Below are 24,582 nucleotides of genomic sequence, written 5' to 3' on the forward strand. Positions count from 1 at the left end.
CCGGGCAGTGAAATCCGTATCTTTCCGGTGGGCGCGTCCCGTCGCAGCACTGGCGGCAGTGGCCGTCATCTCATCTTGTGGTTTGCCGCAGGTCGGGCCGAACAAGCGCCAAATCTATGCAGGCTCCGTTCAGCGCGAGGGCGATGCCTTTGTCGTCAGCGTGAACGACCGCGTCACCCGTGCCACCGCCGTGGCCCCCGCGCTTGGCTTTTCCGAAAGCTTTAAAAACGCAGGCCGGGTCGGCTCTGACACGATCCAACCGGGCGACATCCTTGGCATCACCGTTTACGAAAACGTCGACGATCCGCTACTGGGTGTCGAAGGTGCCCCTGCCACCCTGCTGGAAGAAGTGCAGGTCGATGGCGCGGGTTTTATCTTTATTCCCTACGCGGGCCGCATCCGCGCCGCGGGCAACACGCCCGAGGCCATCCGCCGCATCATCACCCAAAAATTGGGCGAACAGACCCCCGACCCGCAGGTCGAAGTGCGCCGCGCGGCAGGCGATGGCTCAACCGTGTCGCTGATTGGCTCCATCGGCGCGCAGGGCGTCTATCCCATCGAACGCCCCACCCGCACGCTGGCCGCCATGCTGGCCCGCGCAGGCGGTGTGACCATCATTCCCGAAATCGCTCAGGTCACCGTGATCCGTGGCGGGCAGCGGGGCAAAATCTGGTTCCAAGACCTCTATGATCACCCCGAACTCGATATCGCGCTACGCCCCGGCGACCGTATCTTGGTCGAAGAGGATACACGTTCATTCACCGCACTTGGCGCCACAGGCGGTCAGGCCCGCGTGCCGTTTGAATCGCAAAACCTGTCACTGCTCGAAGGCATCGCACAGGTCGGCGGGCTGAGCCCGATCTCGGCTGACCCAACCGGCGTCTTCGTCTTCCGCAACGAGCCGGAAGCAGTTGCCGAACAGGTGTTGGGCCGCAGTGATCTGACCGGCGCGCAGCGTATGGTCTATGTGACCGATCTGACCAAGCCCAACGGCATGTTCATGGCCCGTGACTTCGTTATCCGCGACGGTGACACGATCTATGTGACCGAAGCCCCCTTCACCCAGTGGAGCAAGGTGATTTCGGCCATCACAGGCACGGCAAGTTCGGCCGACAGCATCTCATCGCTCACCAGCGGCTGATCCACGCCGGTGGCCTTTGAAGCTGACCCATACCAATACTCTGCCGCCGGTCCCGAAAGGAGCCGGCGGCTTTTCGTATATAACGGCGGGTTTCTGACGCAGCGGCGGGTGCGGCGCATTTTGCAGCTGTCGGGCCATTCCTTGCGTCTTGGCCTGCCCGGCCCCGATGATGCCGTGGCGGTCTGGGGCAACTCCCCCACCGCGCATCGCGGGCTGGCGGTGGCGGCAAAGCGCGGCGTGCCGGTGATCCGTGTGGAGGACGCATGGCTGCGCTCCCTCCACCCCGGCCGCGCCGGAGAGCCGCCCTTGGGGCTGCTGATCGACAGCCGGGGCGCCCATTTCGACCCCGCCCAACCTTCTGACCTTGAAGAACTTCTTGCCCATCATCCGCTGGACAACACCGCCCTACTGGACCGCGCGCGGGGCGGCATGGCGCAGATGGCAGAGGCGCATCTGACCAAATACGCGGGCTTTGACCTCGGCACCCCTGCCCCTGAACCGGGCTATGTGCTGGTGATCGACCAGACCCGCGGCGACGCTTCGGTCACCGCTTCGGGGGCGGATCGCGCACGGTTTCTGGAAATGCTCGTCTTCGCGCAAGAAGAACACCCCGGCGCGCGGGTCATCATCAAGACTCACCCAGAGACCGCGCAGGGATATCGTCCCGGCCATTTCGGCCCCGAGGATACCAATGACCGGATCACCCTGCTGACCGATCCCATCAGCCCTTGGGCGTTGTTCGAAGGCGCTGTCGGCGTCTATACCGTCTCCTCGCAAATGGGGTTCGAGGCGATCTTTGCCGGGCACAGGCCGCGCGTCTTTGGCCAGCCTTTCTACGCGGGCTGGGGGCTGACGGAGGATGAATTCCCCGTCCAACGCCGCCAGCGCCGCCTTAGCCGCGCGCAGCTCTTTGCGGCGGCGATGATCCTCTATCCCACGTGGTACGACCCCTACCGCGACGGGCTCGGCAGTTTCGAGACCGCTCTCACCGCGCTCACAGCACATGCCCGCGCGTGGCGGGAAGATCACCCCGGTTGGGACGCATGGGGCATGCGCCTGTGGAAGCGCCGTCCGCTGCAGCAATTCTTTGGCGCGTCAACGCCGCTTCGCTTTCGCAAAGGCGCGGCAGAGACGCCGCAGCCGCCCCGTCGCGCCATGGTCTGGGCCAGCAAGGCAGAGACCGCGCCTCAAGGTGCGTTGCGGGTCGAAGACGGGTTTCTTCGCTCACGCGGGCTGGGGGCCGAACTGGTCCCGCCCCTGTCGCTGGTCTGCGATGATCTGGGCATCTACTACGACCCCCAAGGGCCAAGCCGTCTGGAAAAATGGATCGAAATACGCGCCGAATTGCGCCCCGATCAACTGGCCCGCGCCCGCGCGCTGATCGACAGGCTCACCGGCGCGGGGCTGAGTAAATACAACCTTGGCGGCGCCGCGCCCGATCTGCCCCCGGGCCGCCGCATCCTTGTGCCCGGTCAGGTGGAAGATGACGCTTCGATCCTCACTGGCACAGACACCGTGCGCAGCAACGCGGCCCTGCTGGCCGCCGCCCGCACCGCCAACCCGGATGCCGTGATCCTCTACAAACCCCACCCCGATGTCGAAGCGGGCCTGCGCAAAGGCGCGACCGAGGCGGGCGACGCCGATCTGATCCTGCACCACGGCGACCCGATGGCGCTTTTGGATCAGGTCGATGCGGTTTGGACCATGACCTCGCTCTTGGGGTTCGAAGCCCTGCTGCGCCGCGTGCCGGTCGTGACCTTGGGCGCGCCTTTTTACGCAGGCTGGGGGCTGACCGAAGACCGGAGCGATGTGCCGCCCGCCGCCGGGCGCAACCGACGTTGGAAGGGCTGGTCCATGCTGCCCTCATCGACTACCCGCGCTACCGCGATCCGCTAAGCGGCCTGCCCTGCCCCGTCGAAGTGGTGGTCGAACGGCTGGCTTCCGGCAGCCTGCCCCGCGCCGGGCTGGGCAACCGGCTGCTGTCGAAACTTCAAGGGGTCTTTGCCAGCCAGAGCCACCTCTGGCGGCGGTAGCGTTTAGTCGGCCGCGTTCCGACGCCAAACGTGCAGCAAGTCCGGCCCGATCTGCTGGCTCGATTGCAGGGCAAAGCGCGGCGCCTCGGCCAGCCGCGAAAGACCGAGCGCTCCGATCCCCGGCAGACCTTCGGCGCCGATCACCAGCCCAGCGGTAAAGCCCACCAGCCGATCGACCAAATCCGCCTCAATCAAGGACGCGGCCAAGGCGCTGCCGCCCTCGCAGAAGATACGGGTGAGCCCATGGCCCGCCAGTTGCCGCAACACATCAGTGGGGTTCAATTGCGCCCCCGCGCGGCGCAGGGCAGCATCGTGGCCCCCAGATCGGACCACGCTTTGACCAAGGCCGGATCGGCATCCGTGCCATGGCAGAGGATCAACGGCACCTCTGCCGCCGTCCGCGCCAACTGCCCCATCAGCGGCAGGTCAAGCCTGCGCGAGACGACGACGCGGGCCGGTTGCTGGGCGACGCCAAGACCGCGCACCGTGAGGCTTGGATCATCCTTGCGCGCGGTGCCTGCCCCGACCATCACCGCGTCGTGCCGCGCGCGCATGGCATGGGTCAACCGCCGCGCCGGGGCGTCGGTGATCCACTGGCTCTCGCCCGTACCGGTGGCGATGCGCCCGTCAAAGGAATTGGCCAGCTTCAGCGTGAGCATCGGACGGCCCAAATCGGTACGGCAGAAGAAACCCGCGTTATCCGCGCGGGCCGCGTCTTCGTGCAGCCCGACTGAGACCTCGATCCCCGCCGCGCGCAACATCGCGATGCCGCGTCCGTTCACCCGCGCGTCGTCATCTTGCGTCGCGATCACTACCCGCGCCACGCCTGCGTCGATCAGCGCCTGCGCGCAAGGCGGTGTCTTACCGTGGTGGGAACAGGGCTCAAGCGTGACATAGACCGTCGCCCCGCGCGCCGCAGCGCCCGCCTGCGCCAGCGCCTGCGGCTCTGCATGGGGGCGCCCGCCGGGCTGGGTCCAACCGCGCCCAACGATCCGGGCGCCTTGCGTGATCACACAGCCGACCGCCGGGTTGGGCCAGACATTGCCCTGCCCGCGCCGCCCCAAGGACAGCGCCAGCGCCATGAACCGCACGTCGCTCACCCTATCGCCGGTCACTCTTCCGGCAGGGCGTCGGGCCGCAGTTCTTGGACGAATTTATCGAAATCATCCGCGGCTTGGAAGTTCTTGTAAACAGAGGCGAAACGCACATAGGCCACGGTGTCGATCCGGGCCAGCGCCTCCATCACGATCTCGCCGATGTGTTTCGAGCTGATGTCGGTCTCGCCCATGCTTTCCAACCGCCGCACGATGCCAGAGATCATCTGATCGATACGCTCGGGATCGATGGGGCGTTTTTGCATGGAGATGCGGATCGAGCGTTCCAGCTTGTCGCGGTCAAAGTCTTCGCGTTTGCCAGAGGTTTTGATCACCACAAGATCGCGCAGCTGCACCCGTTCATAAGTGGTAAAACGACCCCCGCAGGCCGGGCAAAACCGTCTGCGCCGGATCGAGACGTGATCCTCGGCCGGGCGGCTGTCTTTCACTTGGGTGTCGATATTTCCGCAAAACGGGCAGCGCATGGGCCGTCCCCCTCTTCATCCTGCCTCACTTGTGGGGCGCGCGGCCCTCTTGTCAAAACTTATAGGGGAGCCGCGAGGTTTTGGGTAGAGAAGATTTCCACAGCTAGATGTTGCGTTCAAAAATGTGTCATGGACCCAACGCCATGCCCCTGCGTTGGTCAGCCAAGGACATAAACGGAGTATGCTATGACCAAGACACTTTTCCTCACCGGTGCCTCCAGCGGGATCGGCGCGGCCACCGCGCGAGCCGCAGCCAAGGCGGGCTGGAACATCGGCCTGTTCGCCCGCAGCGAAGAGAAACTGAATGCCCTCGCCGATGAGATCGGTGATCAGGCGCTGGTGCTCGTGGGCGACGCCACCGATTACGACACGCAGAAACAGGCGCTCGACAAGCTCGCCGATCACTTTGGCGGGGTCGATGCGGCATTCGCCAATGCCGGACGTGGCACCAGCCCGGCGGGCACCGAAAAGGGCGATCCGCAGGATTGGAAGGCGATGGTAGACCTCAATATCATGGGCGCGCTCTATACCGCTCATGCCGCCATGCCGCATCTGCGCAAAACGACCGGGCAATATGTCGTCACCGGCTCTGCCGCAGGACGGCGCCATATCCAAGGCTCGATTTATAGCGCCACCAAATGGTTCATCCACGGCTTCGCGGGCAATCTGGCGGATGAGATGGCCGAATGGGGTGGCCGCTGCATGGTGGTGTCCCCCGGCATGGTCGATACGGCCTTTTTCGATGAGGCCAAACCCGACAAGCTGCAACCTGAGGACGTGGCAAATGCCGTCATGCATGCGCTCGACGCGCCTGCGCGGGCGGCGGTGCGTGAAATCCATCTGATGCCGACGGGCTAAGCCCGGTCCGGTCCGGCGTCAGTCGGGCCGGAAATGCGCCGCGATTTGGCGGTGATGGGGGGCGTTGCGGTGCTCGAACAGATAGATGCCCTGCCATGTCCCCAGCATCATCCGCCCCCGCCCCACGGGGATGCTGAGGCTGACGGGCAGAACCGAGGCTTTGATATGCGCAGGCATGTCATCCGGCCCTTCCAACAGATGCGTGAGATAGCCCATTTGCGGCGCATCCGCAGGCGGCACCAGCCGCGCGAAATAGGCCAAGAGGTCGCGCTGCACGTCTGAATCGGCGTTCTCTTGGATCAACAGCGAGGCAGAGGTGTGCCGCACAAGGAGCGTCAGCAGCCCCTCCCCCTGCCCGGCAAGCCAGCGGGCCACATCATCGGTGAATTCGTAGAGCGCCTGCCCGCGCGTTTCGACGGTAAATACAGTCTGCATCTTAGCAGGCTCCCCAATTTTGCGCGTCAGCGTCCCAGCATTGGCCCGCCGCCTGTTTCGCATCGCTGAGCGCAAAGAGCCCCAGTTCCGCCGTGCCGCTGTCGCAGGTAAGCGCCGCGATCTCTCGGCCCTGCTCGGTCACTGTCACACCGCCATTGCTGGTTTGATCAATCTTGTCGTATGCGCCGTAGACCTCATAGGAAAACGCCCCGTTGCGAAAGGTCGTGCTCTCCCAAATGGCGCGACCAATCCCCGGCCAAGGCTGATGCGCGACCTCCTTGATCGGAGCGCTCAGCCTCAGGTCAGGCGCGGTGTGAGGGCCAAAGCGGTAGGTCACGCGATCCCCGGTGATACAGACATCCAACTGCTTGGTGCCCCTGCCGGTCGTACAGCTCAAAACCGTGGTGCTGCCTGCGTCGCAAAGGGCAGCGGCTTGGCTGACGCCGAGGGTCAGAAACAGGCTGGCAAGAACGAGACGCATGAGATTGATCCACCGCAACATCCCACGCAGGATAGGCCCGAGGTGCCGCGCAAACAACGGTCTGGGTCAGAGTGTGGCTCTAGAAATCTTCCAACTCGATCAGGTGGTCCAAACAGAACTGGCGCGCATGGTGGCTAGGCAGGTTCTCTCCCGCGCGGCGCAGGGTGACGGAATAGGACTGCCGGATATCGCCGTTCACCCGCTCGAGATCGGTGGTGAAAACAACGCCGGTTCGGCCCACACCGCTGAGCGACGGCCCACGGGGCGTTTTGATGAAAAGCCGCTCACTGCGCGGCAGGCCCAAAACATCCTGCGCAAACTCCGCAGCGGCGCACCAGACGTGACGCGCGCCTGCGCCGTGGTCTTCGATCACTTCAAAATCACGCGCGGTGAGGGGCACGACGACCAACCAATTCTCGGCCCGATAGGCCTGCGCGGCGGCTTGCAGCGGCAGCACCAAGCACAGAAGGGTAAGGAGAGTTTTGCGCATCATGGGATCCTCCTTGGGATATCCCATTGATGTAAGCGGCGCGCGCGGCAGGTCAAAGGCCCACCCCGCAAAGGAAACGCGGCCACCGGGGCCGCGCATCGTTTTATTGATCAAGGAAGCTGCGCAGCTTGCGCGAACGGCTCGGGTGTTTGAGCTTGCGCAGTGCCTTGGCTTCGATCTGGCGAATACGTTCGCGGGTGACCGAGAACTGCTGACCGACTTCTTCGAGCGTGTGGTCGGTGTTCATGCCGATACCAAACCGCATCCGCAGGACACGCTCCTCCCGCGGGGTGAGCGAGGACAGCACGCGGGTCGTGGTCTCCTTGAGGTTTTCCTGAATGGCGCTGTCGAGCGGCAGCACGGCATTCTTGTCCTCAATGAAATCGCCCAGTTGGCTGTCTTCCTCATCGCCGATGGGCGTCTCAAGGCTGATCGGCTCTTTGGCGATTTTCATCACCTTGCGGACCTTTTCGAGCGGCATCTGCAGCTTCTCGGCCAGTTCCTCTGGCGTCGGCTCGCGGCCGATTTCGTGCAGCATCTGACGACCGGTCCGAACCAGCTTGTTGATCGTCTCGATCATATGCACCGGAATACGGATGGTGCGCGCCTGATCGGCGATCGAACGGGTGATCGCCTGACGGATCCACCACGTCGCATAGGTGGAGAACTTGTAGCCGCGGCGGTACTCGAACTTATCCACGGCCTTCATCAGGCCGATGTTACCTTCCTGAATAAGATCAAGGAATTGCAAGCCGCGGTTCGTGTACTTCTTGGCGATGGAGATGACGAGGCGCAGGTTCGCTTCGACCATTTCCTTCTTGGCCTGACGGGCTTCTTTTTCGCCCTTCTGGACCTGCTGCACGATACGGCGGAATTCAGAGATATCAAGACCGACATACTGACCGACCTGCGCCATGTCAGCGCGCAGTTCTTCGACCTTGTCGCTGGAGCGTTCGATAAACATCTGCCAACCGCGACCGGACTTCTCGGCCATCCGCTCCATCCAGTTGGGATCAAGCTCGTAGCCACGGTAGTTGTCGACGAACTCCTTGCGGTTGATGCGCGCTTGGTCGGCGAGCTTTACCATCGCGCTGTCGATCTGCATGATGCGGCGGTTGATGCCGTAAAGCTGGTCGATCAGGGCTTCGATACGGTTGTTGTGCAGGTGCAGTTCATTCACCAACAGCACGATCTCGGACCGCAGCTTTTGGTACATCGCTTCCTGATCTTTGGTGAAAGACCCGTCTTCGTTCAGCGTGGCCGAGATACGGCTGTCCTGCATCGCGCTGAGCTTTTCGTAGTCGTCGGCGATGATGTCGAGCGCTTCGAGAACCTGAGGCTTCAGCGCCGCTTCCATGGCCGCAAGGCTCATGTTGGCCTGTTCGTCCTCATCGTCGTCGTCGTCGGATGAGATCGGGTTGCCGTCGGCGTCGTACTCGGGCTTGGCTTCTTCGCTCTTGGTCTCGGTCCCGGCGGCAGGGGCCACGACCGGCGTGGTTTCTTCCTCATCGCCCATCTGCGTGCCAAAAGTCGCCTCAAGGTCGATCACGTCGCGCAGCAAAATGTCTTCGGACAGAAGTTCGTCGCGCCAGATGGTAATCGCCTGAAACGTCAGCGGGCTTTCGCAAAGCCCCGCGATCATCGTGTTGCGGCCGGCCTCGATCCGCTTGGCGATGGCGATCTCGCCCTCACGGCTAAGCAACTCAACGCTGCCCATCTCGCGCAGGTACATGCGGACCGGGTCATCGGTGCGGTCGAGTTTTTCAGAGGTGCCAGACGACAACGCCACATCACGGTTGGACTCGGTGGTCGTGACTTCGGTCGAGCCTTTGTTCTCTTCCTCTTCGGCCTCTTCGTCTTCGATGATGTTGATGCCCATTTCCGACAGCATCGACATCACGTCTTCGATTTGTTCCGAGCTTACCTGATCGGGCGGCAGCACTGTGTTGAGCTGATCATAGGTGATATAGCCCTTCTCGCGGGCCTCGCCGATCATCTTCTTCACGGCGGCTTGGCTCATGTCGAGCGAGTGGCCAGCCTCTGAATCGTTGCTCTTTGCGTCGTCATTCGTATCTTTGGCAGCCATCTCATGCTCCTTCAGCGCGTCAGCGCGAATCATCCGCAGACGATTCGGTTTTCCGAATCATGCGGGGTTATTGGTGATTCTTAAACCCGTTGCCCAGCATTTTCAAAAAGTCCTGCAAATGGGCCACGCTGATGCCTCATCCGCGACCCTTCGACTTCTCATATTTAATCGTTCCCAAGAGCGCATCCAGTGCGCTGCGTTCATCGCGGTCCATGGTCATGCCGTTGTCGCCCACGTCGAATTCCCCGTTGCTTTCTTCCTGCGCGCTGCGGCGGGCAAGGTCGGCGGCGCGGGCCGCTTCGCTCAGACGCCAGGTTACCCCCTCGTCCGCCGGGCCACTGAGGTCTTCGACGGCTTCGGCAATCTCTTCGTTCAGCCCACGGGCGGCATCCAGCTTGGCCAGTTCCTCGGCCACAGTCAGGCGGGTCATGTCCACGTTGCCGGGATTGCGAATGCAGGGCGTGATGGCAACGTGGCGTTGCCCCTTCATGTTTTCAAGTGTCTCCCAGCCCAGCGAATAGGAAATCTCATCGCGCAGCGTCTCTTGACCCGCATGGCCAAAGCGCAGCAGCAGATCGCGCAGCCGGGCGTGGTCGGGATCGTCGCAGCGCATCGCCTCTAACCCGGTCTCGAAAGTCTCGACCAATTGCGGGCAGTCCACGAGGGCCACGAGGATCACCGCCTCGCGCAGATGCATGCCCACCTGTTCATCGCTCATCGCCACGAGGGCCGAGGCTTTCGTGCTCGCCAAAGGGGCCAGCGGCGCGCCCCATGGAGCACCCTTGCCCCCTTTGCCCCCGCCCTTGCCCGGCCCCCTGCCGCCCACGGGGCGGAATTCAGGGCGCTGTTTTTGCGGGCGGAAGAGGTCCCACCGCAGGTCTTTGATCTCTTGCCCATAGTGGCTGCGGATCGACGGATCGCGGATAAGTTTGATCTTTTCACGCAGACTTTTATCCAGCGCCGCTTTTCGTTCGGGGCTGTCAAAGACTTTGCCCTCGGTCTCGCGCTGCCACAGCAGGCGCACCATGGGCAGGGCGCTGTCTAAGAGCTTTTGCAAGGCCCCGGCCCCTTGGGCCCGCAGCAGATCGTCGGGGTCTTGCCCCTCGGGCATCACCGCGAAACGCAGGCTTTGCCCGGCCTCTAGCAGCGGAAGCGCCAGATCGATCAGCCGAAGCGCAGCACGCTGGCCCGCCGCGTCGCCATCCAGCGTAATAATCGGCTCGGGCGCGATCCGCCAAAGCATCTGCAACTGGTTCTCGGTAATCGCGGTGCCAAGCGGGGCCACGGCGCCTTCAAACCCCGCCCCATGCAGGGCGATCACATCCATATAGCCTTCGGCCACGATCAACGCCTGCCCCCGACCTGCAGCGGCGCGGGCGTCTTTCACATTGTAAAGGCTGCGGCCCTTGTCGAAGAGTTCTGTCTCAGGCGAGTTGAGGTATTTCGCCTTGTCCTCTGGGTCCATCGCGCGACCGCCAAAAGCAATCGCCCGCCCCCGCGCATCGCGGATCGGGAACATAATGCGCCCGCGAAAAGTATCATAGGGTTTTCCCCCTTGGACGAGGGTTTCGCCAGCCCCGCACCAAGGATCAACTCATCCGCCACGCCCTTAGATTTGAGGGCATCCCAAAGCCCCTGCCAACTGTTCGGCGCAAAGCCAATCTCCCAATGCGCCTGCGCCTGTTCCGAGAGGCCGCGCTTGATCAAATAGTCCCGCGCCGCCCCCGCCGCGCCGGTGCGCAATTGCAGGCGGAACCACTGCGCCGCTTGCTCCATGACCTCGGCCAGTTGCGTGCGCTTGTCGGCCTTGGCCTGCGCGCGCGGGTCTTGCTTGGGCACCGGCATGCCGACTTCACGGGCGATGATCTCTACCGCCTCCATAAAGCTCACATTCTCGGTCTCGCGCACGAAAGAGATCGCATCCCCTTCGCGTGGCAGCCAAAGCAGTAGTAGAACCCCTTGCGGTCATCGACGTGGAAGCTGGCGGATTTTTCCTGATGGAAAGGGCATGGCGCCCACATGTCGCCCTTGCCCTGATTGGACTTTCGGTTGTCCCATATGACCTTGCGCCCCACCACCTGAGACAGGCTGGCGCGGTCACGCAGTTCTTCCAAAAATCCAGGGGGCAGGCTCATGGTTTCATATACCGGCTGGGGCGGATCAGAGTCCAGAGGAGGCAGGTCAGCCACGGGCGGCAAAGCGCCTTTCCATGCCGGGCAGCGCCCCTGCCCGGCATGGTGTTTGTTAGCTTACTGCGCGAGGCACATTTCTTTCCACGCGGCGGAGAGATCGTTCTTTTTCACGTCGTGCATTTTCATCTCATAAACCCAAGGGGTCACCAGCGGGATCGCGGTGTTAAAGCTTTCGGGCCATGTCGCCTTGGCCTTCACGGCGGCAGGCACTTCGCGTTCCTTCACGCGATCAAGCCGCGCCTGCTGCACGGCGGCGACCACGGCGGCCTGATGCATACAGCTGTCTTCTTTTTCGAGGCTGCCAGCGCCGGGCCCGAGACCGCCATGCTGATCGCGGCCAAAGCGGCGAAAATCGTTTTGTTCATGTCTATGCTCCGTTGTTTGCCAAACGGGGATCGGGCCCCCGCCGGACAACCTAGCGCCGCGATGCCACCGCTTCCATAGCGCGGCGCAACTCCTGCACCAAAGTGGCGGCCATCGACCGATAGACCATCAGCAGGAAGCCGGTCTCAGTGCGGGTGATCGAGGCAGGCATGTCGCGCAACGCGCTGCGCAGGGTCTGGCCGGATTTGAACGCCGCATCGCGCAGGTCCACCGGGGCCAATCGCGCCAGCACATCCTCGGCCCCCGGCCCCTGCAATTCCGCCACCGCCCATCCGTCTGAGACATCGACGAGGGCTGCATGTTTCGCAAGCGCCTCATCAGGCGTAGGCCCGACAAGCAGCGCCTCTACCCGGCCAAACCACAGGCATTGGGCATCGCCCTCAGCGGTGCTCTGAAGTGGCTCTGGCAGTGCAACCCCATGGGCCGCCTCAAGCGCTTTGGAGAGGCCCGCCCGATCAGACACGCCCAGTACGGTCAACTGGCCCAGATCACGGGCCGCCACCGTCATGTCACCGATGTGCAGCGGGAGCAGCTCGCCGAACGGCGTTTGCGCTTTCAATTCAACCACGGGCGCGCCCTCCTTCCGGGTCCACAAAGACCGGGGCGCAGATCTCCACCTCGGCCTCGATTTCGCGCAGATGGTCGACCATGCGCATCACCTCCCCATACCGTGCGCGGCCCCGGGTAACAAAGCCCAGTCCGACAAAGGTACCGACATCCGGCGCAAAACCGACCGAAGTCGTATGCCCCTGCACATTCTCGCGCGTGGCCACGGCCCCGGCCTCGAACAGAAACGCCCCTGCGGTCAACTGCTTCACCGCGCCCACAGGCCGCAGCCCCACCAGTTGCGCGCGGCTTGGATCGCGCAGGCCGGGGCGTTCCGACATGGTCTTGCCGATACAGTCCTTGCCGTCCGACACCATGCGCTCCATGCCGATGTCGCCCGCCGTGGCGCGCCCATCAATCTCTGCATGGGTGATATGGCCCTTTTCCAACCGCAGCACGTTCAGCGCCTCCATCCCGTAGGCGCCGCCCTCCAGCGCCTCGGCCCGCGCGACCAGCAGATCGAACAGCGCCGCGCCATAGCGCGCGGGCACCGCGATTTCATAGGCATGTTCGCCAGAGAAAGAGATGCGGAACAGCCGCGCCGCGACACCGCCGAGCCACACGTCACCACAGGCCATGAAGGGAAAGCTGTCATTGTCGATCGGCTGCTCCAGCAGCCCATTCAGCAATTCACGAGACTTCGGCCCCGCCACGGCGAATTGGGCCCATTGTTCGGTGACCGAAGACAGATGCACCTGCCATTCGGGATGCAGACATTGCGTCACGAATTCCAGATGGCGCATCACCTCACCGGCAGCGCCGGTGGTGGTGGTCATCAGGTAATGCGTCTCCCCCAACCGCGCGCAGGTGCCGTCGTCCATGACGAAACCATCCTCGCGCAGCATCAACCCGTAGCGCACTTTGCCGACCTTCAAGGTGCTGAACTTATTCGTATAAACCAGATCGAGCAGCTTGGCCGAATCCGGCCCTTGAATGTCGATCTTGCCCAAGGTCGAGACATCGCAGACCCCAACCGTGTTGCGCACAAAACCGACCTCCCGGTCACAGGACTGCCGCCAGTTGCGTTCCTGCCCGCGCGGGAAATAGCTGGGGCGATACCACAGCCCCGCCTCCACCATCGGGGCGTTCATGGCAAGGCTGGCCGCGTGGCTGGTCGTCAGCCGTTCGGGCGCAAAGCCCTTGCCCTGCCCGCCCGCGCCCATCGCTGCAATCGCAACCGGGGTATAGGGCGGGCGGAAGGTGGTCGTGCCCGTCTCGGCAATGCCGCGCCCCGTGGCATCGGCCAGCACCGCTAGCGCCGCAACGTTTGAGTTTTTACCCTGATCGGGTGCCATGCCTTGGGTCGTGTAGCGTTTCATATGCTCGACCGAGCGGAAGTTTTCTGCCGCCGCCTGCTGCACGTCTTTCACACAGACATCGTTCTGAAAATCGAGCCACGCCCGGCCCTTGCCCGGCACCGCCCAGAGGGGTTTGAGAGTGTATGGCGCATCATCGGCCTGCGGCAGGTCCACGGCCTCTGCTTTGCAGCCCAGCGCCTCCAGCGCGTCCCCGGCCGCGGCTACACCCGCGGCACGGCAGCCGTGGGTCGAGAAGGTGCCGTTGCAGGCCCCCGCCACATGCATCCCCGGCACAGCGCCGGGGGTTGGGACGAAGGCGTGAATATCGGGCTCCCACGTCGGTCGCCCGCCCAGATGACAGGTCAGATGCAGCGAAGGATTCCAGCCGCCCGACATGGCCAGACAGTCAGCCTGTATCTTGTGCTCTCCGCCCGCTGTGCGGATGGTCACGGCCTCCAATTCCTTGCGGCCCGAAGCGTTGCAGACCACGGCACCGCGCAGCACCGGAAAATCCGCGCCTTCAATGCTGACCCCCTCGCGGCTGTCGATCAATGCAGCCACATGCACCCCCGCCGCTGCCAGATCGCGCGCTGTGCGGTGGGCGTCGTCGTTGTTGCCAAAGACCGCCACTTGCTTGCCCGGTGCCACGCCCCAACGGTTGAGATAGGCCCGCACCGCGCCTGCCGTCATGATGCCGGGGCGGTCGTTGTTGGCGAAGGCCACGGGGCGCTCTAACGCGCCTGCCGCAAGGATCGATTGCTTGGCCGCGATGCGCCAGAAACATTCCAGCGGCGCACCCTCGCCGCGCCGCGCGCGGTGTTGGTTGACCCGTTCGAGCGCGCCGAACATGCCGCCGTCATAGGCCCCGGTGACCGTCGTGCGCGGCATCAGGCGGACGTTCTCCATCGCGGCCAGTTCCGCCACCATTCCCGCTGCCCATGTGTGACCCGGTTGGCCACCGATACTCTCGTTCTCGGCATTGAGCCGCCCGCCCATCAGCGCGTCTTCGTCGGCGAGGATCACATCGGCCCCAGCCCGCGCAGCCGTCAGCGCCGCCATCAACCCCGCCGGCCCCGCGCCGATGACCAATAGGTCGCAAAAGGCATAGGCTTTCTCATAGGCATCGGCATTGGGTTGACCGCTCAGCCGACCAAGCCCCGCAGCACGGCGGATCACCGGCTCGTAGACATGTCGCCAGAACCGGCGCGGCCACATGAATGTCTTGTAATAGAACCCCGCCCCCAGAAAGGGCGCGCCAAGGTCGTTTACCGCCATCAGATCAAAATCGAGGCTCGGCCAAGCGTTCTGGCTGCGCACCGCCAGCCCCTCGTAAATCTCTTGCATCGTGGCGCGAACGTTAGGCTCTGACGCGGGACCGACACCTGTGGTCACCAGCGCGTTCGGCTCTTCGCTGCCCGCGCTGAGCACCCCGCGCGGGCGGTGGTATTTGAACGACCGCCCCATCAGCCGCTGCCCGTTCGCCAGCATGGCCGAGGCGACCGTATCGCCCGCAAAGCCGTCATAGCGCCGCCCGTCGAAGGTGAATCTGACCGGCTTGTCCCGGTCAATCAATCCGCGCCCTGCGATCCTCATGCCATGGCCCTTTTCACATCAGATGCCAGTTCCACGGCCTGCACCGCATGGGTCACCGTATCGCGGGTGACGACCAGCCACGCGCCGCAACCGCTCTCATGCTGCCACAGATCGCGCGTCTGCCCTGCCGGGTTGTCGCGCAGGTGGAGGTAGCCGTCCCAGACATCGTCGCCAGCATCAGGTGCTGGCCGCGCCAAGGCGATGGCGTCGCCGCGATAATAGAACTCTCGCCGGTCCCGGCTGCCGCAGATGGGGCATTCAATCCGCATGGTCGCCCTCCCTCAATGCAAGTTGTGCTGAGACCCGGTGGCCTCTTCATCCATCAGACCTTCGCCCGAGCGGAAACGGTCGAGCCTAAGGCCCGCCGCCGTCTCATGGTGTTGCCCGGTGGCCATCAGATGCGCCAGCGCATAGCCCGAGGCCGGCACCGCTTTGAAGCCGCCGTAACACCAGCCGCAATCGATGAACAAACCTTGCGTATCAGTCTTGTCGATGATCGGGCTGCCATCGGGGGTCATGTCCATGATCCCACCCCAAGAACGCAGCACACGGGCCTTGCCGAGCATCGGCATCAGGGTCATCCCCGCCTCCATCACATGTTCCATCATCGGCATATTGCCGCGCTGTGCGTAGGAGGCATAGAAATCCAGATCGCCGCCAAAGACCAATCCGCCCTTGTCGGACTGGCTGATATAGAAATGCCCCATGCCGAAGCTCACCACATGGTCGATCACCGGCTTCAGCCCCTCGGTCACGAAGGCTTGCAATACATGGCTCTCAATCGGCAGGCGCATCCCGGCCATCGCGGCCACTTGGCCCGAGCGCCCCGCTGTCACAATCGCCACCTTCTTGGCCCGGATCGGCCCGCGCGTGGTCTCTACGCCGCGCACCTTGCCATTCTCGATGTCGATGCCGGTGACCTCGCATTGCTGGATCAGATCGACGCCGCGCTGGTCCGCGCCGCGCGCATAGCCCCATGCCACCGCATCATGCCGCGCGGTGCCGCCGCGCCGGTGCAGCAACCCGCCATGGATGGGAAAACGGCCGTTGTCGTAGTCCAGATAAGGCAGCAATTTTCGCAAGTCGTCGCGGCCCAAGAGTTCCGCGTCGTCGCCTTGGTTGATCATCGCATTGCCGCGCCGGGCCGAGGCGTCGCGCTGTGCGTCGGAGTGAAACAGCGTGATCACCCCGCGTTGGCTGAACATGACGTTGTAGTTCAATTCCTCCGACAGCCCTTCCCAGAGCTTCAGCGAATGGCTGTAGAACTCGGAATTGCCCGGCAAAAAGTAATTGCCCCGCACAATCGTGGTGTTGCGCCCCACGTTGCCACCGCCCAGATAGCCTTTCTCAAGCACCGCGATATTGGTCATCCCGTGGTTTTTGGCGAGGTAATAGGCCGTGCTCAGCCCATGGCCGCCCCCGATAATCACCGCGTCATATTCCGCCTGCGGCTCTGGATCGCGCCATTGCGCTGTCCAACCGCGATTGCCGGTCAAACCTTCGCGCAACACCCGCAGTCCTGAAAATCGCATCATTCGCCTCCCCGGTCTTGCCGCAGTCAAGCAACTTGAAGCGCAAGTATCAATGACCGAAAACGCCCTCTGCCCCCATCGTGGGCCCGGTCAGCAAAAAGGGGCGCACTGCGCCCCTTTTCGTTCACTTAAGGGGAAATACGCCCCCTCAAAGCCCTTTGGCGTGATAGCTCGCCGCCACCTTTTCAATCGAGACCAGATAGGCGGCCGTGCGCAGGTCATCGACGTCGTCGCGGCTGTGCCAGACATGCGCCATCGCCTCATAGGCCGTGCGCATCGTGTCGTCCAAGCCAGAGCGAACCAGCTCCAACTCGCCCGCGCCGCGCAGGTACTTCTCTTTGAAGTTCGGGCTCAGCGTCCAACCCAGTTGCTTGTCCGCGCTCAGCCGCTCAAGCTCGTCCACCACCAGTTGGTGACGCGATTCCTCGGCGCGGCGCTGCATACGGCCAAAGCGGATGTGGCTAAGGTTCTTGACCCACTCGAAGTACGAGACCGTTACACCGCCCGCGTTGGCATACATATCCGGCACGATGACCGTGCCCTTCTTGCGCAGCACCTCATCCGCCCCGGCGGTCACAGGGCCGTTGGCGGCCTCGATGATCAGCGGCGCTTGGATACGCTCGGCATTGCTGAGGTTGATGACACCTTCAAGCGCGGCAGGGATCAAGATATCGCATTCTGCTTCCAAAAACTTGGCGCCATCTTCCTCAAACTTCGCATCAGCGTAGCCTTTGATGCTGCCGTGCTTTTCGATCCACTTGTGCACGGCTTCGACGTTCAGCCCGTCTTCGCTGTGCAGCGCGCCATCGCGTTCGATGATTGCGGTGATCTTTGCGCCATCCTCTTCGCTCAGGAACTTGGCGGCGTGATAGCCCACATTGCCGAGACCCTGAATGATGACCCGCTTGCCCTCAAGCTTACCGCTCAGACCGGCTTTCTTTAGCCCCTCGGGATCACGGAAGAAGGCTTGCAACGCATATTGCACGCCCCGGCCCGTCGCCTCGGTCCGGCCTTGGATGCCGCCTGCGTTGATCGGCTTGCCGGTGACACAGGCGACACCGTTGATGTCGGTGGTGTTCATGCGTTTGTATTGATCCGCGATCCACGCCATCTCGCGCTCGCCAGTGCCCATGTCGGGGGCGGGCACGTTCTGCGCGGGGTTGATCATATCGCGTTTGATCAGCTCATAGGCAAAACGCCGGGTGATCAACTCTAGCTCATGCTCGTCGTAGTCGCGCGGATCAATGCAAAGCCCGCCCTTGGACCCGCCAAAGGGCGCTTCGACCAAGGCGCATTTATAGGTCATCAGCGCCGCCAGCGCTTCTACCTCGTTCTGGTTCACGGCCATGGAGTAGCGGATGCCGCCCTTCACAGGCTCCATATGTTCCGAATGCACCGAGCGGTAGCCGGTGAAAGTATGCATACGGCCCCGCAGGCGGACGCCGAAACGCACCGTGTAGGTGGCGTTACAGACGCGGATTTTCTCTTCAAGACCGGGTGGCAAATCCATCAGCGCGACCGCGCGGTTGAACATCAGGTCCACACTGTCGCGGAAACTCGGCTCATTGGCTGGATTCATCGGTCTCTCCTCTTCTTGTCTGGCCGCGTTACCTCTGTTGCGGGGCGCGACTCATCTGGCTGCCCTAGGGGCATGCTGCCGCACCGTAGGACGCCTCATGACGGGGTGCGACCTAATTCAGCGCGATTTGCAAAACTTTATCAACCCTGGGTAGGGCCGGGAAACACGCCCTCCCCGTTCGGTGGAAATCAGCCAGTGCTAGGTGGGTCATTTCCATGAAAACCTGCCCGGAACGCTGCCTATTGCCCCAGATGCGCCAAACTCTGGACACTTTCCCACAGCACAACAAGGGCAAGGCAAATGCCGCCCATTCCCTTTGGTGCCCGCAGGACGCCACAGGAAGAAAGGTTGATGACGATGCGCAAGACATCTCACAGTTCGGAACATTCCCCGCGGCCCCTGCCCGCGCTGCTTCGGCGTTTTGCGCGGGAAGAAGACGGGTTGGTCACGTTTTTCGCCATTCTGATGATCCTGTTGATGATCCTTTTGGGCGGTGTCGGGGTGGACCTGATGCGCCATGAGCGTGAACGCTCTCTGGTGCAGGCCGTGGCCGACCGCGCCGTGCTGGCGGCAGCTGACCTAGATCAGACGCTCAGCCCCGAAGCTGTGGCCCGCGACTATTTCGACAAGGCAGGGCTGGCCGAATATGTCTCAAGCGTCACGGTCGAAGAAGGGCTGAACTACCGCCGCGTCACGGTCGATGCCTCCCATACCCTGAACACCATGTTCATGAGCAAATTCGGCCAAGACAACCTGCGGGTCCCCGCCAAATCCCAAGCCGAGGAAAAGGTGAACAAGGTCGAGATTTCCATGGTGCTCGATATCTCCGGCTCCATGCGGGAGAACGGCAAAATGGCCAACCTACACGATGCAAGCGATGCCTTCATCGACACGGTGATCAAACCCGAGAACGCCGACCTGATCTCAATCTCGGTGGTGCCCTATACCGCGCAGGTGAACGTCGGGCAGGACATCATGAATGAGCTGAACGTCACCCAACTGCACTCCTTTTCGCACTGCGTTGATTTTGACGACAGCGAATTTGATCTCACCGCCATCAGCCAGACCCGCAGCTATGAGCATATGCAGCATTTCGAGGCGGGATATAGCTGGAACGGCTATGACCGCGAGAACACCGGGCGCTATGACAACATCTATAATCCCGGCTGCCCGAAACAAAGCTATGAAGAGGTGGCCGCCTTCTCGCAGAACGCCGCCGCGCTGAAGGCCCGTATCTCAAATTTCCAGCCCCGCGCGAATACTGCCATCCATCTGGGGATGAAATGGGGCGTGGCCCTGCTCGACCCGTCCTTCCGGGCGATCAACCAGGCCACGGGTGGCGAGGCTGCATTTCAAGATCGCCCTGCGGCCTATGATGATATCGAGACGCTTAAGACAGTGATCCTGATGACTGACGGCGTGAACGTGACCACCCGCCGGATCAACCCGCAGGTCTATGCCAACATGGACCACTACCGCCACTGGAGCGATTACCCCTTTTATTGGTGGCTCAACCGCAATGTCCGCTCAAGCGAGCAATACCGCTGGTATTACACCAAATACACCGCCTCGCGGGCCGACGCCCTGTTGGACAACATCTGCGACGCGGCCAAGGCCAAGGGCATCGTGATCTGGTCGATCGGCTTTGAGGTGACCGACCATGGCGCGTCGGTCATGAAAAACTGCGCCTCTTCCGACAGCCATTTCTTCCGCGTCGAAGGGGTCGAGATCGTCAGCGCCTTTGAGGCCATCGCCCGGCAAATCAACCAGTTGAGGCTGACGCAATGATACAACGCAGCATCAAAGCATGGCGCCGGTTTCGCGGCGATGAGGATGGATCGGCGATGCTGATAGAATTCGCCATCCTGTCGCCGCTGCTGTTTGGCTGTCTGCTTATGTCGGTCGAAATGAGCTTTTACGCCATCCGCCACATGCTCCTTGATCGGGGCTTGGACATGACGGTGCGCTATGTCCGGCTAAACACCAACACACCGATGACGCATCAGACCATCAAGGACAAAATCTGTGAATCCGCGATCTACTTGGAAGACTGCAGCGAAGTCCTGCGTCTTGAGATGATCCAAGTGGATCCGCGCAATTTTGCAAGTTTCGATCAGTCACCCGATTGCGTCGACACCTCCGAAGACCCCAAACCGGTGCGCGGCTGGACCCTCGGGGTGGAGCATCAGTTGATGCTGCTGCGCGCCTGTGCCCGGTTTAAACCCTTCTTTCCGACCACCGGCCTTGGCTATGCCCTTGAGAAAGACGGCGCGGGCCGTGTTTCCATGGTCTCAAGCGCGGCCTTCGTACAGGAGCCGAACTGATGCGTGCGCTCATCTCTCTGCTGGCCCGGTTCAAAAGGCGCGAAGACGGCTCGATCGCCGTTGAAACGGTGATCATGCTGCCGTTGATGTTCTGGGCCTATCTGGCCATGTATTCGACCTTTGACACCTTCCGCATGTATAACCTCAACCAGACGGCGGCCTATACCGTGGGCGATGCCATCTCGCGGGAGACGCAGGCGATTGACCCAGACTACCTGCAAGGAATGCAGCAACTTTTCGAATATCTCACCCGTGGCACAGGGCAAACCGACATGCGGGTCAGCTCGATTTGGTATGATGAGGCCAACAACCGCTACCATACGGATTGGTCGCAGGTGCGCGGCACCCCCACCCCTCTGACCAGCGATGACGTGCGCAATTGGCACGACAAGCTGCCGGTGATGCCCAACAACGAACGTGTCACCTTGGTCGAGACATGGCGCGATTTCGAGCCACTGTTCAAAACCGGGCTCGAGCGCCGCGATATCTATAACTTCGTCTTCACCCGTCCGCGCTATGCGCCGCGCACGGTCTGGTCAGACGGTTAAGCCGCGTCACGCTCGGCCAGTTTGGCGCGGATGATCTCGGCGATCAGCTTGGTCTCGTTGGCCGGGGTCATGCCACCAACACCAATACGGCGGCCAAGGCTCCACCACAGGCCCAAGCGCCAGCCCCGCGCCACGCGGCGGTTGGTCTTGAGCAGGAAACCGTTTGAGGGTTTGACCGCGAAAGCCCCTGATCAATGCGGGCGATTTCGTCGATGCGGACGATCACCCGGCCATCGGCATCGCGCAGCGCCTCATTGGTGAGTTCCACGCCGCTGGCGGTTGAGCGGCGCATCAATTCGGCAATGCCGATGAAGCCCAGCCCCACCAGCGCCAGCGCGATCTGCCACCCCGGATCGGGCGAACGGGTGAGCGCGGAATAGATCAGCAACAGCCCCAGCCCCGCCAGCGACAAAAGCCCCACCCCGCGCCGCGCGGGAGAGGCTTTGGCCCTGGCCAGCACGGTTTCCGCGCCGCTGTGCATCGTCTGGGGGGTATCGGTCATCGGCCGGGCTTTCTGAGGGGCAATGGGGCCGCACGCCTGCCGCCGCCTGCCGATTTCATTCGCCCTCGGCCTAGCCCGCCGCCCCGCAAAGGGCAAGACCGCGCGCCCGGGGGCGCCCTGCCCGATTAACGCTCAGCCTTGCTCTCGCGCTTGTCTTTTTTGCGGGCGTGCCCGGCTTGCAACCGCTCTTGCAGCTTGTCGGCATAGGCTTTGCGGGCGGCGGTATCCATCGCGCTGACCTCGGCCAGCCATGCGTTATGGGCCACGGTTTGAACACTGGCCGCCGCCTCTCCTTGCGCGGCGAGCACCGCCGCGGCCACATCCGCCTGAAACGGCTCTGCCCGCAGCGCGGCAAGCATCTCGTCATAAAGCGCGCGCCGTGCCGCCCGGTCGAGATGATGCGCCTTGCCGCTGCTGCGCATCTTGCCGTGCAGATCGCGCCGCGCTTCGGGCGGCAGCGCCTGCACATAGGGCGAAGCATAGCTGCGCAGCCCCGGCAGATCGCCATCGCCGCGCGGCCCCGGCCCGCCATGACGCCACATCGCACCGCCAAGCGCGCCGAGGATCATCACGTTCAGCGCCAGCGACAGACCAAGCGCCAAGCGCATCAGTCGCCTGCGCCGTGGTGTGGGAACCTGTGTCATCTCAACTTTCCTCCATGTCCCAGCCAAAACCACCCAGTTCGGTGCCTGTATCGGCTTCGCCCGTGTCCAATGTCTCGGCCGTCCATGTGCCGGAGACGAATTGCCCGGCGAGATCCGGCATGCCCTCGGGCGGGGCGACGCCGACCCAAACCCCAACCGCCGCGGCAGTGGCAAGACCGCTTAGCCCCGCCGCACCGCCCAAAAGATGCCAAAGTGCTTGGTGCCACGGCTGGCGCGCTGCTTTGGGCATATGCGCTTGGGCATCGGCCAGAACCCGCGCTTGCAGATCGGCAGAGACCTGTGGCGGATTGGCCCGGGCTGCGGCAAAGAAATTTTCCAGTGCGGCGTCACTCAATGCCCCATCACTTAATGCGTCGTCAAAGTCATTCATTTTCAAACCCCAATGCGTCCCGTTGCGCAGATAGCTGCGCGGCCAACGCCCGTTTGCCCCGTGCGGTCAGGCTCTCCACCGCTTCGACCCCAATGCCCAAGACTTCGGCAATTTCGGGGTTTGCCATACCGTCGATATGGCGCAGCACCACCGCTTGGCGCTGCCTGTCGGGCAAGCTCGCCAACGCCTGTTGCAAGGCATCCACACGGGCCGCCTGCTGCATCTTTTGCGTGACACCCGGCGTCGGATCGGCCGGCTCGGCCACATCGTCCAGCCCTGCCGCACCCGCACCGCGACGCCGCAAACGGTCGGTGCACAGGTTCGCCACGACCCGGTAAACCCAAGTGGTGACCTTGGCCTCTCCCGCGCGCCATTGGGGTGCCTGACGCCACAGCCGCAACATTGCTTCTTGGGCCACGTCCTCTGCTTCGGCGCGGTCGCCCAAGACCCGCAGCGCATGGCCGTGAATGCGCGGCACCAGTCGCGCGGTCAACAGCCGCGCCGCCGCCGCATCGCCACTGGCGTAGCGCTGCAACAACTCGGCATCCGCATCGCGCTGATCGTCGGACAAATTCTGCATCCCGTCCATGGCTAAGATCCGGGCGCGCTTTGATCAAGCGCGCCCGAAACATCATTTAGTCGCGCTGCGGCTTGTCGTGGTCCATCTTGTGACCCTTGCCGTGGCGCTTGCCATGCATTTTCTTCGCCGCTTCGAACTCTTCGGCGCTGATGCTGCCGTTTTCGTCCTTGTCCAGACGCTCGAACATCTTGGCGGGGTCGTGGCGCTGCGTCATCTCTTCCATCGACAGCTTGCCGTCGTCATTGGCGTCCATACGCTCGATCATGCGCTCGCCGCCTTTGTGACCGCGCTTGCCGTCCTTTTTGCCGTCGCGCTTGTCACCGCGTTTGTCACCCATGGCTTCCAGTTCAGAGGCATCAAGGCTGCCGTTGCCGTCGGTGTCGAACCGCTCCAGCATCTTGGCCGAACGCTCGGCCTTGCGTGCCTCGCCTGCGGCTTTCAACTCTTCGCCAGTCACGAAACCGTCGCCATCGGCATCAACCTTGGCGAAACGCGCCTCGGCGTGGGCTTGAAACTCTGCCTGTGTGATCTCGCCGTTGCCGTCAGCGTCAAGCTGCTGGAACCGGTCCTGCCCACTTGGCTGCGCGGTGGCGGCGACGGCACCGATGGCCAACAATCCGCTGAGGGCTGCGATCTTCATATTGGTACGAATGGTCATCTTGATACTCCTCGTTTTTTAAAGATCGTCTCACGCTTTTGCGCCGCGATCACAGGGTCAAACGGCTGGCGCCAGAACTTCCGTCGCTCGAACCCGAAGTTTTTTCAAAAAGTCGGCAAAGCCCCGCCCCCTGCGCGACATGGCGCCGCAACGGCGTCCTCAAGTCTTTTCTTTTCACGCCCCAGCCTGCATCTACCCCTCAACCAAAGGATCGCCCCTATGTCACAGACACAGCAATTGGCCCCCGACACTGCCGAGACGCAAGACAGCGAAGAGCGGCCTCGCCTGCCCGCCATGCTGCGCGGCTGGCGCGGCAAATGCCCCTCTTGTGGGGGCGGTCAGTTGTTGCACGGCTATCTTAAGGTGAATGACGACTGCGCCGTCTGCCGCCAAGAGTTTCACCACCACCGCGCCGATGATGGCCCAGCCTATCTGACCATTCTTCTGGTCGGCCACCTGCTGGCCCCGGGGCTGCACATCGCCTTTGTGGTCTGGCGGCCCGAGCCTTTGACCCTGTTCACCATTTTTGCGGTTGGCTGCACGGCGCTGTCCCTCTACCTTCTGCCCAGACTGAAGGGGGCCATGATCGGCTTTCAATGGGCCAAAAGGATGGGCGGCTTCGGCGGCACCACCTAGCGCGGCCCGCCC

General features: G+C 62.9%; 22 protein-coding genes and 3 pseudogenes. 7 read left to right on the plus strand and 18 right to left on the minus strand.

Annotated features, from left to right (window positions below):
• The first annotated feature begins 7 nt into the window (after positions 1-7).
• Both ACFQAU_RS01455 and ACFQAU_RS01460 read left to right on the plus strand, forming a co-directional pair.
• Positions 8-1,141: a polysaccharide biosynthesis/export family protein gene (locus tag ACFQAU_RS01455; protein WP_205570909.1), complete on the plus strand. Its 1,134-nt coding sequence runs from the start codon at positions 8-10 to the stop codon at positions 1,139-1,141.
• A gap of 9 nt (positions 1,142-1,150) precedes the next feature.
• Positions 1,151-3,174 (plus strand): annotated as a pseudogene (locus ACFQAU_RS01460) (capsular polysaccharide biosynthesis protein).
• 3 nt (positions 3,175-3,177) lie between these two features.
• Here ACFQAU_RS01460 and ribD read toward each other — a convergent pair.
• Together ribD and nrdR are read right to left on the minus strand one after the other, a co-directional pair.
• Positions 3,178-4,256 (minus strand): annotated as a pseudogene (gene ribD / locus ACFQAU_RS01465) (bifunctional diaminohydroxyphosphoribosylaminopyrimidine deaminase/5-amino-6-(5-phosphoribosylamino)uracil reductase RibD).
• 29 nt (positions 4,257-4,285) lie between these two features.
• On the minus strand, positions 4,286-4,753 hold the full coding sequence (gene nrdR / locus ACFQAU_RS01470; RefSeq protein ID WP_067264800.1) for a transcriptional regulator NrdR: 468 nt from the start codon (positions 4,751-4,753) through the stop codon (positions 4,286-4,288).
• A 186-nt stretch (positions 4,754-4,939) separates the two neighbouring features.
• Between nrdR and ACFQAU_RS01475 the strand changes: the two genes are divergently transcribed.
• The gene (locus tag ACFQAU_RS01475; RefSeq protein ID WP_120350671.1) at positions 4,940-5,611 is read left to right on the plus strand and encodes an SDR family oxidoreductase; all 672 of its coding nucleotides are present in this window, start codon (positions 4,940-4,942) and stop codon (positions 5,609-5,611) included.
• 18 nt (positions 5,612-5,629) lie between these two features.
• Here ACFQAU_RS01475 and ACFQAU_RS01480 read toward each other — a convergent pair whose 3' ends face one another.
• From ACFQAU_RS01480 to ACFQAU_RS01530, 11 genes and pseudogenes are all read right to left on the minus strand, one after another.
• Positions 5,630-6,046 (minus strand): secondary thiamine-phosphate synthase enzyme YjbQ, encoded by a 417-nt coding sequence (locus tag ACFQAU_RS01480; protein WP_132446120.1) that lies wholly within the window; start codon positions 6,044-6,046, stop codon positions 5,630-5,632.
• A 1-nt stretch (position 6,047) separates the two neighbouring features.
• A complete protein-coding gene (locus ACFQAU_RS01485; protein WP_132446122.1) occupies positions 6,048-6,527 on the minus strand; it encodes a hypothetical protein in 480 nt (159 codons plus the stop codon).
• Between the two features lie 79 nt (positions 6,528-6,606).
• Positions 6,607-7,020: a hypothetical protein gene (locus ACFQAU_RS01490; protein WP_240791652.1), complete on the minus strand. Its 414-nt coding sequence runs from the start codon at positions 7,018-7,020 to the stop codon at positions 6,607-6,609.
• A 100-nt stretch (positions 7,021-7,120) separates the two neighbouring features.
• Positions 7,121-9,103, minus strand: a complete 1,983-nt coding sequence (gene rpoD, locus ACFQAU_RS01495) for an RNA polymerase sigma factor RpoD (protein ID WP_120352171.1) — start codon at positions 9,101-9,103, stop codon at positions 7,121-7,123.
• A 136-nt stretch (positions 9,104-9,239) separates the two neighbouring features.
• A pseudogene (gene dnaG / locus ACFQAU_RS01500) lies at positions 9,240-11,238 on the minus strand (DNA primase).
• Between the two features lie 114 nt (positions 11,239-11,352).
• Complete coding sequence (locus tag ACFQAU_RS01505) at positions 11,353-11,571, minus strand: hypothetical protein (RefSeq protein WP_386280047.1); 219 nt, start codon at positions 11,569-11,571, stop codon at positions 11,353-11,355.
• A gap of 139 nt (positions 11,572-11,710) precedes the next feature.
• Positions 11,711-12,247 (minus strand): sarcosine oxidase subunit gamma, encoded by a 537-nt coding sequence (locus tag ACFQAU_RS01510; RefSeq protein ID WP_132446126.1) that lies wholly within the window; start codon positions 12,245-12,247, stop codon positions 11,711-11,713.
• On the minus strand, positions 12,240-15,176 hold the full coding sequence (locus ACFQAU_RS01515) for a sarcosine oxidase subunit alpha family protein (RefSeq protein WP_132446128.1): 2,937 nt from the start codon (positions 15,174-15,176) through the stop codon (positions 12,240-12,242). Before ACFQAU_RS01515 ends, ACFQAU_RS01510 begins: the two co-directional genes overlap by 8 nt.
• The gene (locus ACFQAU_RS01520; protein WP_132446130.1) at positions 15,173-15,445 is read right to left on the minus strand and encodes a sarcosine oxidase subunit delta; all 273 of its coding nucleotides are present in this window, start codon (positions 15,443-15,445) and stop codon (positions 15,173-15,175) included. Before ACFQAU_RS01520 ends, ACFQAU_RS01515 begins: the two co-directional genes overlap by 4 nt.
• A gap of 12 nt (positions 15,446-15,457) precedes the next feature.
• On the minus strand, positions 15,458-16,708 hold the full coding sequence (locus ACFQAU_RS01525; protein WP_386283752.1) for a sarcosine oxidase subunit beta family protein: 1,251 nt from the start codon (positions 16,706-16,708) through the stop codon (positions 15,458-15,460).
• 148 nt (positions 16,709-16,856) lie between these two features.
• The gene (locus tag ACFQAU_RS01530; RefSeq protein WP_120350664.1) at positions 16,857-18,287 is read right to left on the minus strand and encodes a Glu/Leu/Phe/Val family dehydrogenase; all 1,431 of its coding nucleotides are present in this window, start codon (positions 18,285-18,287) and stop codon (positions 16,857-16,859) included.
• A 357-nt stretch (positions 18,288-18,644) separates the two neighbouring features.
• On the opposite strand from ACFQAU_RS01530, the gene ACFQAU_RS01535 reads away from it, so the two are divergent.
• The 3 genes from ACFQAU_RS01535 to ACFQAU_RS01545 are packed head-to-tail and all read left to right on the plus strand — an operon-like array spanning position 18,645 to position 21,159.
• Positions 18,645-20,075: a TadE/TadG family type IV pilus assembly protein gene (locus ACFQAU_RS01535; RefSeq protein WP_120352168.1), complete on the plus strand. Its 1,431-nt coding sequence runs from the start codon at positions 18,645-18,647 to the stop codon at positions 20,073-20,075.
• Positions 20,072-20,611, plus strand: a complete 540-nt coding sequence (locus ACFQAU_RS01540) for a TadE/TadG family type IV pilus assembly protein (RefSeq protein ID WP_120350663.1) — start codon at positions 20,072-20,074, stop codon at positions 20,609-20,611. The genes ACFQAU_RS01535 and ACFQAU_RS01540 overlap by 4 nt, the downstream gene beginning before the upstream one ends.
• Positions 20,611-21,159: a TadE/TadG family type IV pilus assembly protein gene (locus ACFQAU_RS01545; protein ID WP_132446132.1), complete on the plus strand. Its 549-nt coding sequence runs from the start codon at positions 20,611-20,613 to the stop codon at positions 21,157-21,159. The genes ACFQAU_RS01540 and ACFQAU_RS01545 overlap by 1 nt, the downstream gene beginning before the upstream one ends.
• Positions 21,160-21,226: 67 nt before the next feature.
• On the opposite strand, the gene ACFQAU_RS01550 is transcribed toward ACFQAU_RS01545, so the two are convergent.
• From ACFQAU_RS01550 to ACFQAU_RS01570, 5 genes are all read right to left on the minus strand, one after another.
• Positions 21,227-21,661 carry a hypothetical protein gene (locus ACFQAU_RS01550; protein WP_386280060.1) on the minus strand — a complete coding sequence of 145 codons (435 nt, stop codon included), beginning with the start codon at positions 21,659-21,661 and terminating at the stop codon, positions 21,227-21,229.
• 125 nt (positions 21,662-21,786) lie between these two features.
• Positions 21,787-22,305, minus strand: coding sequence for a periplasmic heavy metal sensor (locus ACFQAU_RS01555; protein WP_132446134.1), 519 nt, complete (start codon positions 22,303-22,305; stop codon positions 21,787-21,789).
• Between the two features lies 1 nt (position 22,306).
• Complete coding sequence (locus ACFQAU_RS01560; RefSeq protein WP_132446136.1) at positions 22,307-22,696, minus strand: hypothetical protein; 390 nt, start codon at positions 22,694-22,696, stop codon at positions 22,307-22,309.
• Positions 22,689-23,285: an RNA polymerase sigma factor gene (locus tag ACFQAU_RS01565; protein WP_132446138.1), complete on the minus strand. Its 597-nt coding sequence runs from the start codon at positions 23,283-23,285 to the stop codon at positions 22,689-22,691. The genes ACFQAU_RS01560 and ACFQAU_RS01565 overlap by 8 nt, the downstream gene beginning before the upstream one ends.
• Before the next feature lie 46 nt (positions 23,286-23,331).
• The gene (locus tag ACFQAU_RS01570) at positions 23,332-23,934 is read right to left on the minus strand and encodes an EF-hand domain-containing protein (protein ID WP_132446140.1); all 603 of its coding nucleotides are present in this window, start codon (positions 23,932-23,934) and stop codon (positions 23,332-23,334) included.
• A gap of 219 nt (positions 23,935-24,153) precedes the next feature.
• On the opposite strand from ACFQAU_RS01570, the gene ACFQAU_RS01575 reads away from it, so the two are divergent.
• Complete coding sequence (locus ACFQAU_RS01575) at positions 24,154-24,570, plus strand: DUF983 domain-containing protein (protein WP_132446142.1); 417 nt, start codon at positions 24,154-24,156, stop codon at positions 24,568-24,570.
• The last annotated feature ends 12 nt before the right edge of the window (positions 24,571-24,582 follow it).

This window comes from Sulfitobacter profundi (genome assembly GCF_042661425.1).
Lineage (GTDB): Bacteria > Pseudomonadota > Alphaproteobacteria > Rhodobacterales > Rhodobacteraceae > Sulfitobacter > Sulfitobacter profundi.